This is a genomic window from Desulfosalsimonas sp., from assembly GCF_046483245.1.
GTDB lineage: Bacteria > Desulfobacterota > Desulfobacteria > Desulfobacterales > Desulfosalsimonadaceae > Desulfosalsimonas.
The window spans coordinates 14,491-29,381 of sequence record NZ_JAWODO010000086.1 but is presented as its reverse complement, the minus strand read 5'-3'; the positions used below and the strand labels follow the sequence as shown (position 1 = coordinate 29,381).

Here is a 14,891-nt window from a genome sequence, read left to right as displayed (position 1 = left end):
TTATTATAATAATTATAGCAATCTTCTAATCCCTCTTTAAAGTTGTATTCTGATGTAAAATCCAATTCTTTTTTTAGTTTATTATTATCTACTGCAAAATTACGTGATAAAGTTATTAACTTATTTACTTTGAAGCGATCATTTACGGAAACCGGCAAGGCTCCGCTGATCTCGTTAGCACCGAAAATAGTCTGGGCAGTGATCTCCTGGGTTATGGGTTTGTCATTGTAAGCTGTCAGAACAGCCCAAAATTCATCCAATCCCTCATAATAATTTAAACCATATGGATTCCCGAAATGAACCAGCACAATATTGTTAAGCTGTGAGATCTGACGCAGCAATTGGAGGTATTCCGGCTTCAGCCCATATCTTTGCGAGGGTATTTCATGGGTACCGTGCATGGAGGCAATCACAGCATCGTACTGTTCCAGATCACGGGAAAGTTCCTCTGCATCATCACCCGTATCATATACAGGCTCCTTTCCCGATCGTGACGCCTCCCAAAATAACAGAATGCGCACCGATCCAGACATCTTCCTTGACTGATATACTGCTCCCGGTACGGCCTTGGAAACGTATCGGGATGTCGAGCCGGTTGCAATTATGCTCCCCGCCGACGAACTCCACATATTGAGCGATCATACTGTAATCCCCGATCTCGATGTCCCCATAGCCGTAGAGAAGGGAAAAAGTGCTTAGGTTTACCTTCCGCCCAATGGTGATTTTGCCACCCGCCCCGCCCCATGGCCAACGCACTGGAAATATAAGCAAACAACAATTGTTTTTTACCGGGAGATTATTTGGATTTGGATATTTAAAGAGTTGATTCGCCTGGAAGGGTGTTTTACAAAGTTATCGAATTTGAGCACAGCTTGCCAAGGAAGCCTGGAGGGCGGAGGCGGGTTTTTGAAGCGACATTGATCGTTTTTGCGGGAAAATTCAGCCGATGCCGGAGCCGGAAAAATTTCAAACTGTTTGAGGGCGAAAGCCCGAGTTTTTGAAATTTTGGCGAAGGCATCGGCTGAATCCGCAAAAAGGCTCAGGAGCGAAAAAACCCGCCCCCGGCTGAAGGGCTTTCTTCCTGACAAACACCAAGCAGGGTTAAAAGCTTTTTGCGATTCTGTTAATTCTGCCATGGAGTTGAAAACCGCCTGGATGCGGTTATGTTATAAGGCGGCTTTGACAGCAGTACATAATAAAACGCAAACCGGTTTTTGGAATAAAAAAAGGAGCAGGTATATGGCCCTTTCAGTCATAGATTTGTGCCGGGATGTACTGCCGCAGACAAACTGCGGGGACTGTGGTTATCGTTCCTGCATGGCGTTTGCGGGCATGGTGGTTTCTGAAAAATTATCCCTGGAAAACTGTCCCCATCTGGATGCTGAAACCATCCAGCGGTGCAGCCGGGAGCTGGAGGCGCAATACAGCCAGGGCAAGTGGCTGAAGCGGGACATGGCCGAAGACGCCCTTTTTTGGGCGCGACAGGGATCTGCTGCCATCGATATGGCCGATCTGCCGGAAAGAATCGGCGGAAAAATCGTGGAAAGGGCAGGGCAAAAAGTCCTGGAGCTGCCATATTTCAATGATGTTGTGCATATTTCCCCGGAAGGGATCACCAAAAACGACGGATCTGAAATTACCCGCAATGAACAGGTGTTTCTGCATATCCACTTGGCCCGGGGCGGCAGTGCCAAGCCCTCTGGAAACTGGAAAAGTCTTAAGGAATTTCCAAATACCGTGTCCAAGGTGGTTTCCATGAACGCGCATGTGGAGGCGCCGTTAAAGGAAAAATTTTCCGGAAACCCGGCCGCCCTTGCCAAACGGGCCCGGGAAATCGGAGGCATCGACCGGACAGGGGATTATGGCACAGCAGACCTTGCGTTTTTATTCCAGGTGCTGCCGCGGGTGCCGGTCATGCTTGTTTTCTGGGATGCCGAGCCGGAAGACGGATTTGAGGCCGAAGTGCGGCTGCTTTTTGATCAGACCATTACCGAGCATCTCGATATCGAGTCGATTATGTTTTTAAGTGAACACTTAAAAGATTTGCTTTGTTAAGGCAAAAGCCCGCGGGCACGGTGCGGGCAAAATTGGTTTGACAGCCGATCTGATTTTTAGTAAATTAAATACGTTTATGGCTATGGTGGATTTTTGCACATGGGTGCGAAATCCGATTGTCAACCGGTTACGGAGCGTTCACACATGGATGACGAAGGTGGTAGTCCTCACTTATTGAAGTCTGCAATCTTTTTGAAAAATCAGATGATCTCTTATCACCCGCCTTTGGTGTCAGGCGGCGGCATACCGGATTTCCGCCTTATTTTCCCCTGATAGGTTCCGGTCTTTTGCCCCGCCTCTGACAATGGGCGGGATTTGTGCAAGGAGGCCGGACCATGAATCAACCCCTCAAGTTTCCAATCAATGCCTTTGCGCCTGAAAACGGCGAGACCATTGAATACTTAGACGACGATATGCTGCGCCGGTTATGTGAAGCCGAGCACCCGGCGGATCTGGCGTCGCAGTTTTCCGAATTCGAGCCGGACCAGGCCGTTGATGTGTTTTCGCGCCTGAGCCCCCAGTGCTGCGCGGACGTGCTCGTGCACATGGAATACGAGCTTCAGCGGGAAATCGCCGCAGGGCTTGCCGATGATATGCTGGCGGCAGTGATTGCCAGAATGCCTTCGGATGACCGGGTGGATCTGTTGCATTCCATGCCTGATGAGCGGGGCGAAATCCTGCTGCATCTGCTGGCAAAAGCCGAGCGGGAGGATATCCGCAGGCTCAGTTCCTATGACGAGGATACGGCCGGGGCGATTATGACCAGCGAATACGCCACCCTGCAGCCGCATCTAAGCGCCCGTCAGGCCATTGAAAAACTCCGACTGGAAGCCCCGGACAAGGAAACCATTTATTACGCTTATGTCATTGATGAAAACAGGCGCCTGCTCGGGCTGGTTTCCCTGCGGGAGCTGATCCTGGCCCGGCCGGACCGGTCCATTGAAAGCATCATGCGCAGGGATCCCATCTGCGCCAATGTGGATGACGACCAGGAAGACGTGGCCCGGCAGATGGCCAAATACGACTTGCTGGCCATGCCGGTGATAAACGGCAATGAGGCCCTGGTGGGGATTGTGACCTTTGACGACGTCCATGACGTCATCGAGCAGGAAGCCACAGAGGACTTCCACCGGATGGGATCCATCAGCCAGAGTTCGGGCACAGACGACCTGGTGGACATCGGCCTGCGGGATGCAAGCCCCTGGTTGCTGATCCAGAAGCGTCTGCCATGGCTGCTGGCCCTGGTGTTTATGAACATTTTTTCAGGCGCCGGGATTGCCTATTACGAGGATACCATCCAGGCCACCGTGGCCCTTGTCTTTTTCCTGCCGCTGCTTATTGGCTCCGGGGGCAATGCCGGGGCCCAGTCCGCCACCCTCATGGTTCGGGCCATGGCCATCGGCGATGTGGTGCGCAAGGACTGGCTGCGCATGGTGGGAAAGGAAATCGGTATTGCCCTGGCCATTGGCGTGTGCATGGGCGTTGCCGTGTCCTTCATCGGTGTTTTCCGGGGCGGCCCGGACGTGGCGGTGATCGTGTCTTTGGCCATGGTTGCGGTGGTGCTGTTTGGCAGCCTGCTGGGCATAAGCCTGCCGTTTCTGCTCGCCCGGTGTCGCTTGGATCCGGCAACAGCCAGTGCGCCCCTGGTGACCTCGGTGGCCGATATCGGCGGGGTGGTGATCTATTTCGGAATCGCCTCCTGGTACCTGGGTCTGCACGGCGTGGTATAGCCGGTGTGTGTTACCGGCGGCTTTCGGGCGCCGGGTTTTGTGCGGCCGTCCTTTGAATGGAGGCCTCCAGGTCTTGCGGCAAAATTTCCTTCATGCATTTGAAGTGGCCCAGGGGGCATTTTCTGGCAAAGCAGGGAGAGCATTCAATGCCGGTGTAATGGATGGTTTTTTTGTCTGTTAGCGGCGGGGTGTATGCCGGTGTGGTGGAGCCGTATATGGCTTCCACGTGCACGCCAAGGGCGGCTGCAATGTGCATGAGCCCGGAGTCGTTGGTCACGGTCATATACGACAGTGCAATTAAGTCAATGGCATCATTTAGCGAGGTTTGCCCGGCCAGGCTGTGCACGTGCGGGGGATTGCCTTCGGCAATGGCCGAAGCGCAGGGCCGGTCCTGGGGGCTGCCGAAAATCCAGACCTGGTAGCCTGATTTTGTGAGTCGAAGGGCCAGTTCCCGGAAATATTGAATGGGCCATTGCTTGGACGGGCCGTACTCGGCGCCCGGAAAAAAGGAGATCACCGGCCGGTCAAGGTTCAGTCCCAGTTTCCGGCACAAGCGTTTTTGATTGGCGGCATCAATCTGAAGATGCGGCCTGGGAATGGTTTGCGGGGGCAGGGGGGCATCAGCCGGATACCCCAGGGCCACCTGGCGCTGGACGGTCATGGTCAGCCGGGTCTTGTCCAGTTTTCGCGCATCGTTTATCAGAAAAAAGCGTCCCTGGCCCCCGTAGCCCGTGCGCACGGGGATGCGGGCAAAAAAGGGCACCAGCGCCGGCTTGATGGAGCGCGGCACCACAATGGCCCGGGCATAATCGTTGGCTGCAAGCTGCCGGCCGATCTCAAAGCGCTTTTTGAGTTTCAGCTGCCCGTGGCCCGCGGGCAGGACAATCCCCTGATCCACCTCGTCCATGCGCGATAAAATCGGCATGGACCACGACGGGGCCAGCACGTGGATTTCGCAGTTGTCATGCAGGTTTTTCAATGTCATAAACAGGCTCTGGGCCATGACCATGTCCCCCACCCAGGCAGGCCCGCACACCAGTATTTTCATTTCACCTCCGAAAAAAGCATGCCGGATAAGAAAGCAGGCGGTTGCACCCGCAGCCCTCTGGAGCCGGGCTGTGCGGATTTTTGTTATTCTACATGCAAAAATCCATATGTAAATCTCAATTTTTCATTGTTTATTTTTTGCAATGAAACGGGTATGTTTATCTCCGGACATTGTTTCAAAAAGCCCCCGGACGGCGTATTACGGGTTAACAAATCCATCCGCTGTCCGAAAAGATTCAAAGCGGCCATTTGATCGCACTACTGACGCTGGTGCTGTTTTGTAAACCGTAAAAACCTTCGGGAGCCGCATGCCATTTTCCGGAAACCTGCTGGAAAAGACCGCTGCAAGAATCCTGGCCATTGCCCTGGGCATCATCGCGCTGTTTCTGATCTTTTTGTTTGCCTTTATCTTCCCGGTTGTACAGGATGCCCTGTTTGATTCCCGCAAAATGGCGGTCAAAAATCTAGTGGATTCGGTGTGCAGCATGCTGGCCGACTACCAGAGCCAGGTGGAAAACGGCGGCATGAACCAGAAAGCAGCGCAGCAGGCCGCCATGGAGCGCATTCGTCACATGCGCTTTACAGACAACGGCTATATCTGGATTAACGACAATTCCAGACCCTTTCCCCGCATGATCATGCACCCGGCTGCCCCCGAACTCGAGGGACGAATCATGGATGATCCGGTCTATGAAACCGCTGTGAGCGTGCAGATGGGAATGGCGGGCGAAGAAAAGCGGTTTGAATGGGATAAAAGACATTTTTTGCGGGTATTTTCCGAAGTGGCCGACGTAAACGGCAGCGGCTTTGTGGAATATTTCTGGCACCGGCCCACGTCCGATGGTATTACAGACAGCCTGCACCCCAAAAAATCCTATGTCCGGCTCTTTGAACCCTGGGACTGGATCGTGGGAACCGGGGTTTATATCGATGATGTTTATGCCCAGATGAACCGGCTGAAATGGACCATCATCTCTATGGGCGCAGCCATTTTCCTGATCGCCCTGACCGGCACTATTTTTCTGATGCGCACCATCACCGGGCCTATTAACCGGCTGGTGGGCTTTGCCGCAAGTGTTGCCGGGGGGGATTACCATGCAGAAATTCCCGGGTATTTCAGGGGCGAGATGCGCCAGTTAAAGCAAGCCATTTCCAGCATGGTCCATGAACTGCGGACCCGGATACAGGAGGCGGAAACCCGGGCCAGGGAGGCCGAGGCCGCCAGGCAGGCCCTGAAAAACAGCCAGCAGCGATTTCAGCTGGCCCTCCGGGGAACCAATGACGGGATCTGGGAATGGGATCTGCAGTCCAATGAAGTGTTTTTCTCCAGGCGATGGAAGGAAATTATCGGATATGCCGACCATGAGCTGGAAAATCGCCTGGAACACTGGCAGGACCGGATTCATCCCGATGATTACAACCGGGTGACGGAATCTTTTAACCGGTTTTATGAATCCGGAATGCTTCAGTTAGAAGAGGAATACCGGCTTTTGCACAAAGACGGCACTTATCGCTGGGTTCTGGGCAGGGCTGCATGCCTGCGGGATTCCAGCGGAACTCCCCTTCGCCTGGCAGGGGCGCATACGGATATCACCGAAAAAAAGGAAGCCGACAACACCCTTCGGCAAAGCGAGGAAAAATACCGGCTGGTGTTTGAAAACGCCCCGCTGGGGGTGCTGCATTTTGATGCACAGGGCCTGATCACTGCGTGCAATGACCGGTTTGTGGATATCATCGGGTCTGCCAGAGACAAACTCGTGGGCCTCAACATGTTGGAACTGCCGGACAAAAACCTGGTATCCGCGGTGGAGGCGGCCCTTCGGGGTCGTCCGGGGTATTACGAGGCTCTTTATTCCTCGGTTACAGCAAAAAAGCAAACCCCGGTGCGGGCCATGTTTGCCCCTTCTGCGGACAGCACGGGAAAAATTGTCGGCGGCATGGGTATGATAGAGGATATTACCGAGCGAAAAAAGGCCGAGGAGGCCCTGCGCCAGAGTGAGGAAAAATACCGGGTGGTGGTGGAAAATGCCAAGGAGGCCATTTTCGTGATCCAGGACGGGGTGCTGAAATTTGCCAACCAGACCACCAAGTTTACCGGTTACAGTATCGAGGAACTCAGTTCCAGGCAGTTTATTGAATTTATTCATCCTGCTGACCGGGCAAAGGTGCGTGAAAATTATCTCAAGCGCTTTGAGGGTAAGCCGGTGCCGGATTATGAATACCGGATCATTGACCGCTCCGGAGATGTCAAATGGGTGGAACTCAAGGCGGTGACAATTCAATGGGAAGGCCGTCCGGCCACCCTGAATTTTTTAAGTGATATCAGCCAGCAGAAAGCCACGGAAGAAGAGCGGCAGAAACTGGAAAGGCGGCTGCGCCAGGCCCAGAAAATTGAAGCGCTGGGAACCCTCACCGGCGGAGTGGCCCATGATTTCAACAATATTTTAAGCATTATCATGGGGTATGCAGAACTGGTCCAGTCCGAAATTCCCAAAGACCATCCCGCGGCAAAGGGCCTGCACCAGATCAGCGCGGCCGGGCTCCGGGCCAAAGACGTGGTTCGTCAGCTGTTGACCTTCAGCAGAAAGGGCGAGGAGGAAAAATGCGGCCAGGATATCAGTCTGGTGGTCCGGGAGGGCTTGCGCATGATGCGCTCGACCATCGCTTCCTACATTGAGATCCGGGAAGATATCAGCAGGGACCTGCCGCAAATTTGGGCCAATCCCACACAGATTCATCAGCTGATCATTAATCTGTGCAAAAACGCCGCCGACGCCATGGCTGATAACGGCGGCACCCTGAGCGTATTGCTGAAAACACAAACCCTGTCGCAGACCATTGTTGCATTCGGCTATGACCTCGGGCCCGGTGATTATGTGAAACTGACGGTTTGCGATACCGGCCACGGTATTTCCGGAGATACCCTGGAGCGGATTTTTGATCCGTATTTTACCACAAAGGACGTGGACAAGGGCACGGGGCTGGGCCTGTCTGTTGTGCTGGGCATAGTCCGGGATCTGGGCGGCGGCATCCGGGTGGAGAGCCAAAACGGCAGCGGCTCATGTTTTGAAGTGTATTTTCCGGCCTTGCAGGAGGCCGCCCCCTCGCCGGCGCCTAAACGTTCCAGTGATCTGCCGGGCGGAAATGAGCGGATTTTGCTTATTGATGATGAGCATGCCGTGATCCAGCTCAACGAAACCCGCCTCCAGCGGCTGGGATACTGCGTTGAGTGCCGGCGTGATCCGGTCACGGCCCTGCGGGAGTTTGCAGCAGAGCCAAACCGTTTTGATCTGGTGATCACGGATATGACCATGCCCGGGATGACCGGTGATGTGCTGGCCCGGGAAATTCTAAAGATCCGGGCGGACATGAAAATTATTTTGTGTACCGGCTACAGTGAGAAAATTTCGGAAGAATCCGCCAGGGAACTCGGCATTGCCCGCTACATGGAAAAGCCGGTTAACTTCCCGGATCTGGCTGCAGCCTTGCGCGCTTTGCTGGATCAATCAGATGATGCCGAATAAGTGCTGCCCGCCTGGTTTTTCCGCTGGCCTGAGGTTTGAAACGTTTTTCCGCCCCGCACCGGCCAGGTAAAAAATTCGGGATTTTCCTTAAACCCCACCCCCACTGCCCCGTCCTTGAGATACAGGGCCCAGGCATAGCGGGTTTCATAAAGGCTTGTGGTGGCAGACCAGTAATACCCGGGAAACACGTTTTCAAAAGGGTGATCCGCAGGCAGGGCGGGGTTGATGCGGTCGTGGCGGATTAAGGAAAACAGCTCCCTTCTGTTGGGCAGCCGCCAGTCCTGATGGCCTTCAAAACCTTGGGAATTGAGTTCTTCCAAAAATGCAAAGGTTTCCTGCCAGTTCAGGGGAAATTCCGCTGGTGCCGCATCCCGGCTCCACATCAGGCCGGTGGCCCCATCCACTACGAGGTTGTTGTCTGCGCAAAAACGCTGCTTCAAAAGTGATCGGCTTTCATTTTAAAGGGTGCCGGGCCGGGCGTCGTCTTTGATTGCAATTATGTTCAGTATAATGTGCGATGAAAAAGATTTCAAAATTCTGTTCTTGACAATCCCGACCCTGGTTCGTATCTGATCTTTTTGTTCTGTTGTGCTTTTATGCATGCAGGACCATGATTTTGCCACCCATATTTTTAATTCAGATATAAGGAGATAACATGCTGCTAAACCCGAAAACAGAAAAATTTGACCATTTGGACCCCCGGTCCAGGGAGTTGATGCAAAAGACCATCGTGTATTTCGAGTCCAGGGGAAAGGCCCAACTCAAGGAAGACGCCCATGAGCGGCGCTGGTATGCGGATTTTTTAAAGTTTCTGGCGGAAAACGAGATCTTTGCCACTTTGCTGACCCCGCAGGAGCACGTGGTGGACGGGGATGCGGACAAGCGCTGGGATACCTTCCGAAACTGCGATTTCAACGAGATCCTGGCCTTTTACAACTTGTCGCACTGGTATGCCTGGCAGGTCACCATCCTGGGGCTGGGGCCGATTTTCATGGGCAACAATGATGCGATCAAGAAAAAAACCGCCCAATTGCTAAAAGATGGCGGCATTTTTGCCTTTGGCCTTTCGGAAAAAGAACACGGCGCGGATCTCTATTCTTCAGACATGAGCTTAACCCCCCTGGGAGACGGCAAATACGTTGCAGACGGGGGCAAGTACTACATTGGAAACGCCAATGAGGCCGCCTTGGTCTCCACGTTTGGCAAGGATTCAGACACGGATGAATACGTCTTTTTCGTGGCCGATCCAAGGCATGAAAATTACGACCTGGTTCAGAACGTGGTCAACTGGGAGGGCTATGTGGCCGAATATCAACTAAACGGATATCCGGTCACAGACGATGAAATCCTGTCCTACGGCCGGGAGGCGTGGGATTCGGCATTGAATACGGTCAACGTGGGCAAGTTCAACCTCGGCTGGGGCGCCATCGGCATTGCCACCCATTGTTTTTACGAGGCCATCAACCACGCGGCCAGCCGGAACCTCTACGGCAAATATGTCACGGATTTTCCCCACATCAAGCAGCTCTTTGTGGATGCCTACTCGCGCCTGGCGGCCATGAAGCTGTTTTCCCAGCGGGCCACGGACTACATGCGCTCGGCATCCGCAGAAGACCGCAGGTATCTGCTCTACAACCCCATTACCAAGATGAAGGTGCCCACCCAGGGTGAAGAGGTTATCAACGAGTTGTGGGACGTGATTGCCGCCCGCGGGTTTGAAAAGGACGTCTATTTTGAAATGGCGGCCAAAGACATCCGGTCCCTGCCCAAGCTGGAGGGCACCGTGCATGTGAACATGGCCCTGGTCATCAAGTTCATGGCCAATTATTTTTTCAATCCCGGCCAGTTTCCGGAAATTTTCAAAAGAGACGATCCGGCAGACGACACCTTTCTTTTCCACCAGGGCCCCACCCGGGGGCTGGGCAAGATCCAGTTCCACGATTTCAACCTGGCCTACAACAGCGTGGACATGCCCAATCTCAACATCTTCAAGGAGCAGATCGGCGTGTTTCAGCAGTTTCTGGTCAACGCACCCCCGGATGCACAGCAGGCCAAAAACATTGATTTCCTTTTGGCCGTGGGCGAGATCTTCACCCTGGTGGCCTATGGCCAGCTCATTATTGAAAAATATCAGATTGAAAAATTTGAAGATGATCTGCTGGAACAGATTTTTGACTTTATGGTGCGCGATTTTTCCAGATATGCCCTGCAGCTTTACTCCAAGGCCGATACCACGGAAAACCAGATGCAGTGGTGCACGAAAATGATCCGAAAGCCCGTGGATGACCATGAGCGTTTTCTGCGATTCTGGGAAAATCATGTTTATGCATTAAAAGACACCTATGAAATGAACCCCTAGTTTCCCCCCGCACCCCGGCCGCAGTCGCTGCGGCCGGGGCTTTTTCCTTTCCGGCATTTTGTAATACCCCGTCCGGCGATTTCTTTATATCCCGCTTTTTTTACCATCCTTCCTTTCTGACTTAATATTTTGCCTTGCCGCCCGATAAGTAAGTTGCAGGGGGGCAATCGCCCCTTTGCTGCGGCCGTGCATTGGATCCATCCGCGCGAAAAAACAAGGACAAAAAACCGTGCCCAATATTCTGATCATCGAATCGGACCCGCTGCTGGCCGAATCCGTGGCCGGCCATCTCCATGCCCATCTAAAGGTCTCAGCCCGGATTGCACAAGGCGTTGAATCGGCGCAAAAAAAAGTCTCAGACGGCAGCCGACCGCCGGTTGCAGTGATCCTCAACCATTGGGCTAGCCCGGAAGACTATGCCCCCCTGGCCGGCATTCCAACAATTGTAGTCACAAACGGGGTTCCGGTTTCGGCAAAACAAATCGCCGCTTTTCCCAATGTGCTTGATTATGTGCCGGGTGCCGGCGGATATCACCTGGATTATATCCTGCAATTGATCAAGCGGGTGTTGTTTGCCCGAAATTTTAAAATCCTTCTTGCAGACCCGGAAAAGGTCAACCGGACCCTGATGCGCAGGCTTTTGTCCCATAAGGGCCACTTTGTGACCGAAGCCCGCAATGAAAAAGAGGTGCGCCGGGACCTGCAGCAGCATCCGGATATCCGGATGCTCATTATTGACGGGCAGATGTGCGCGGATCAAAATTTTGCCCTGATCCGTTCCATTCGCAATGATTTTAAAAAAGAGTGCCTGTCGGTTCTGGCCCTTTGCGAGCCCCAGATCGAATATCAGCGGCTCATGCTGCTTCGCCACGGGGCCAGCGACTGTATTGAAAAACCCATCCGCATAGAGGAATTTCAGGTCCGGTTCATGCTCAACCTGGAACTCATGGAAACTTTTTTCGAACTGACCCGGTCTGCCAGGGGAGCAAAAAAGTAAAAAGCCAGATTCACAATGTCAAAACCGACCAAATCATTCCGCTGGATGATGATCAATTCAAGGATTTCTAAGCTTTTGGATCCCAGGCGGCGGGCAGGTACACCTGAAAAGTGCTGCCCGCACCCGGGCGGCTTTCAACGGTAACACTGCCGCCATGGGCCATGGCAATGCCCAGGACCAGGGAAAGGCCCAGGCCCCGGCCGGTGAAATGGGTGGTAAAAAACGGATCAAAAATTTTTTCCATGTCGGTTTCGGCAATGCCGCAGCCTGCATCCTTTACCCGGATGCAGGCATATTTTTGGTTTTCAGGCACCCAGTCCACCGGGAAACGATTTTGCTGCAAAATGGCATCAGGTGATACCGTATCAATGGAAAGTTCTATTGTTGCCGTGGTTTTGCCGGTTGCCTCGCGGGCGTTTTGTAAAAGGGCGGTCACCATTTGACGGAGCTGGCCGGCATCTGCGGAAATTACAGCAGCTGGATGGCTCCATCGGCAGTCCAGCGCCTGGTGGCTGCCCATAAGGGCATTTAGTTCTGCCAGATTGTCCTGACACCAGTCGCCCAGATCCATTCGCTCCTTATCGCCCCGGATTTTTCCGGTATAGGTAACCATGAGTCGGGCTATCCCGGCGGCTTTTTCAGCCGACCGCATGGCCGCAATCAGGGTTTGGGGGGCACTGCCTTCAGATGCGCAGTCGGTGACGGCCATTTCCAGGTTGCCGAGCACTGCCTGCAGATCATTGTTGAACCTGTGGGCCACGGCCCCGGCCATGCGTACCAGGCTTTCATATTTCTGGAGTTTTTGCATGCGGGCTTCGGTTTCCCGCAGATGTTCCTTTGCCCGCACAAGCCCCACGTGGGTGTTAATACGGGCCATAACCTCGGCTTCCTGAAATGGTTTGGTGATATAATCCACTGCCCCGGCGGCAAAGGCCCTGACTTTGTTTTCCAGCTGATCCAGGGCGGTGATGAAAATCACGGGAATATCCCGGGTGTCATTTCCGGATTTAAGCCGGCGGCATACCTCAAAACCGTCTGTCTTCGGCATCATGATGTCCAGCAGGATCAATACCGGCGGACTGGCCTTCACAGCGTCAAGGGCCAGGGTTCCGCTGGCTGCGGGTCTGGGGGTATAGCCGTGATTGCGCAGCATGTCGGAAAGAATGCGCAAGTTGTCCAGGTTGTCGTCCACTACCACGATGTCGGGTTTTTCAAAATTCATGGGAATTTGCAAGGCAATAAGAGGTTGGATGAGAGCTGCACCGCAGCAGATGCAGCAGGCTCTCATAGTCAAACGTGTCTGCCAGTTGGGAAAAAACAACGGCGAGTTTGGCGTCATGGTCCCTGACCGCGTTGATGAGTGTCATCAGCCGGTCGATTTCAGCACAGAGCGCCGCTTTTTCCATTTCCTCGATAATATGGGCCGGCACGCATACCAGCCGGGACGCAATCTCATCTTCGTCCAATTTCCGGGCCAGTGAATCCGGTTTTTCAGGTTTTTGTCTTCCCTCTGGCTGGCAGTCCGGGTCAACAAGCAAATCCCCCTGGGTGTAACGCCCGGGAGGCTGGCTTCTTCTGCCGGTTTCTGCATCCGGCCGGTCGGTTTGGGCCATCTCGGTCAGGGGGATGTCAAACCGGAAACAGGTGCCTTTACCCGGTGTGCTGTTCACGTTGAGGGTTCCGTTCATCATGGAAATATAGTTCCGGGTGATGGCCAGGCCAAGACCGGTGCCCTGGCTTGTGCGGTGGCGGGTTTCAGCCTGGAAAAAGGGCTTGAATATGGACTCACGGGCCGCGGGGTCGATGCCGCATCCCGTGTCTGTAACCGAAAAAGCAACCATCCGGGGCCCGGCTGGATCTTCTGTCTCAGGCCCGGGGCAAAGCACTTGAACGTGGATACTGCCGGCGCTGGTAAAGTTGATGGCATTCTGGATCAGGTTGATGAGGATCTGGGAAAGTTTGACCCGGTCTGCCCGGATTTGCCGGGGAGCCCGGGACGTGCCCTGGAAAATCATTGCAAGGCCCTTTGCCCTGGCACGGGGCAGAAACATTTGCTCGATTTCAGCCATGAGTTCGTGCAGATCAAAGGTTTGTTCATTGAGCTGTTCTTTGCCGGCTTCGATTTTGGCCATGGCCAGCACTTCATTGATCAGTGCCAGCAGGTGCCCGGCATTGCGGGTTATGCTGGCTATCTGTTTCTGCTGCACCATATCTGTCTGAACGTTTTGGGCCGCCAGCCTGGAAAATCCCATGATTGCGTTCAGTGGGGTTTTTAGTTCGTGGGTCATTTTCGCCAGAAACAGGCCCTTGGCCCGGTTTGCCGATTCCGCCTCCTCCTTGGCCCGGTGGAGTTCAGAAATGCGTTTTTGCAGTTCCTCATGGATGGCTGCCAGATTCTCTGAGCTTTGATTGATTGCCCCGGCAATTCGGTTGAGCTCGTGATCGCCGGTGAGGGGCAGTTTTTCGGGAAAGCCCCCGCTGCCAAGGGTCTGCATTGCTTTGTGCCAGGTCTGAAGGTGAAAATGGAGCCTGGATAGAAATACGGTTAAAATCAGGCACACGGCCACGGAAATCAGCAGGGTGAGCAAGATGATGTTTCTGGCCGTGAGTGTTAACTGCCTGTCAATTTCCCTGTTCACCATTTCAATCAGTTCGGAAAGCCGGGATTCAAACTCCGAACCCAGATACAGGGAGGCTTCATCCACCTGTTTTTTGATCCGCAGGATCTTGTAATCCCTGGTGTCAAAATACTGGTAGATCAGTCCATCCCTGGATGGAGACGGGTTTTGGAAAAGACCGGCCATGTTGTGATCCACCCGGTCCAGGCGCCGGGTTGTGGTTTTCCAGAATGCGTTCATGGAAACGATCATGCCCTTCTGGGATTCAGTTTTCAGAAGGTTTTGTACTTCAGGTGACAAATTCAGCGCCTGTATCTGCCTTTCAAGGGATTTGTAAGCTGTTTGCCACCGGAAATGGGCATTGTACAGGGTTTCGGTGATCAGCAGTTGATCGGTCAGGCGTTTGAGTCTGGCCACTCCGTCCATGGTTCTGCCGCAAAGGGTCTCAGCGGCTTTTAATTCATGGACCTTGTACAAAAGCCAGCCTGACAGCGCGGAAACCCCGATGAGACCGGAGATGACCACGAAAATGACAATGAGCAGGCGGGTTTTGAGTTTCAT

Annotated in this window: 12 protein-coding genes; 5 read left to right on the top strand and 7 right to left on the bottom strand. The window is 53.6% G+C overall.

Translation table 11 applies throughout. The features are described 5' to 3' along the window. The 3 genes from R6U41_RS07875 to R6U41_RS07865 form a co-directional block, all read right to left on the bottom strand. Positions 1 to 533, bottom strand: a 533-nt coding sequence (locus R6U41_RS07875; protein ID WP_410269289.1) for a hypothetical protein, incomplete at its 3' end; no start/stop codon positions are given. Next, a complete protein-coding gene (locus R6U41_RS07870; RefSeq protein WP_410269288.1) occupies positions 466 to 642 on the bottom strand; it encodes a hypothetical protein in 177 nt (58 codons plus the stop codon). The genes R6U41_RS07875 and R6U41_RS07870, both read right to left, overlap by 68 nt. Before the next feature lie 143 nt (positions 643 to 785). After that, on the bottom strand, positions 786 to 1,136 hold the full coding sequence (locus R6U41_RS07865; protein WP_410269287.1) for a hypothetical protein: 351 nt from the start codon (positions 1,134 to 1,136) through the stop codon (positions 786 to 788). A gap of 103 nt (positions 1,137 to 1,239) precedes the next feature. Here R6U41_RS07865 and R6U41_RS07860 point away from each other — a divergent pair, with 103 nt between their 5' ends. Further along, positions 1,240 to 2,055 (top strand): DUF3786 domain-containing protein, encoded by an 816-nt coding sequence (locus R6U41_RS07860; RefSeq protein ID WP_410269286.1) that lies wholly within the window; start codon positions 1,240 to 1,242, stop codon positions 2,053 to 2,055. A 335-nt stretch (positions 2,056 to 2,390) separates the two neighbouring features. Next, positions 2,391 to 3,785: a magnesium transporter gene (gene mgtE, locus R6U41_RS07855; RefSeq protein WP_410269285.1), complete on the top strand. Its 1,395-nt coding sequence runs from the start codon at positions 2,391 to 2,393 to the stop codon at positions 3,783 to 3,785. A gap of 10 nt (positions 3,786 to 3,795) precedes the next feature. Here mgtE and waaF read toward each other — a convergent pair whose 3' ends face one another. After that, a complete protein-coding gene (gene waaF, locus R6U41_RS07850) occupies positions 3,796 to 4,833 on the bottom strand; it encodes a lipopolysaccharide heptosyltransferase II (RefSeq protein WP_410269284.1) in 1,038 nt (345 codons plus the stop codon). A gap of 307 nt (positions 4,834 to 5,140) precedes the next feature. Between waaF and R6U41_RS07845 the strand changes: the two genes are divergently transcribed. Next, positions 5,141 to 8,356, top strand: a complete 3,216-nt coding sequence (locus tag R6U41_RS07845) for a PAS domain S-box protein (protein WP_410269283.1) — start codon at positions 5,141 to 5,143, stop codon at positions 8,354 to 8,356. On the opposite strand, the gene R6U41_RS07840 is transcribed toward R6U41_RS07845, so the two are convergent. After that, positions 8,335 to 8,796: a DUF1566 domain-containing protein gene (locus tag R6U41_RS07840; RefSeq protein WP_410269282.1), complete on the bottom strand. Its 462-nt coding sequence runs from the start codon at positions 8,794 to 8,796 to the stop codon at positions 8,335 to 8,337. The genes R6U41_RS07845 and R6U41_RS07840 overlap by 22 nt on opposite strands. A gap of 215 nt (positions 8,797 to 9,011) precedes the next feature. Between R6U41_RS07840 and R6U41_RS07835 the strand changes: the two genes are divergently transcribed. Together R6U41_RS07835 and R6U41_RS07830 are read left to right on the top strand one after the other, a co-directional pair. Further along, complete coding sequence (locus R6U41_RS07835) at positions 9,012 to 10,715, top strand: acyl-CoA dehydrogenase family protein (protein ID WP_410269281.1); 1,704 nt, start codon at positions 9,012 to 9,014, stop codon at positions 10,713 to 10,715. A gap of 229 nt (positions 10,716 to 10,944) precedes the next feature. Further along, positions 10,945 to 11,712, top strand: a complete 768-nt coding sequence (locus R6U41_RS07830; protein ID WP_410269280.1) for a response regulator — start codon at positions 10,945 to 10,947, stop codon at positions 11,710 to 11,712. Positions 11,713 to 11,779: 67 nt separating this feature from the next. On the opposite strand, the gene R6U41_RS07825 is transcribed toward R6U41_RS07830, so the two are convergent. Continuing rightward, complete coding sequence (locus R6U41_RS07825; protein ID WP_410269279.1) at positions 11,780 to 12,934, bottom strand: sensor histidine kinase; 1,155 nt, start codon at positions 12,932 to 12,934, stop codon at positions 11,780 to 11,782. Continuing rightward, complete coding sequence (locus R6U41_RS07820; protein WP_410269278.1) at positions 12,924 to 14,891, bottom strand: sensor histidine kinase; 1,968 nt, start codon at positions 14,889 to 14,891, stop codon at positions 12,924 to 12,926. Before R6U41_RS07820 ends, R6U41_RS07825 begins: the two co-directional genes overlap by 11 nt.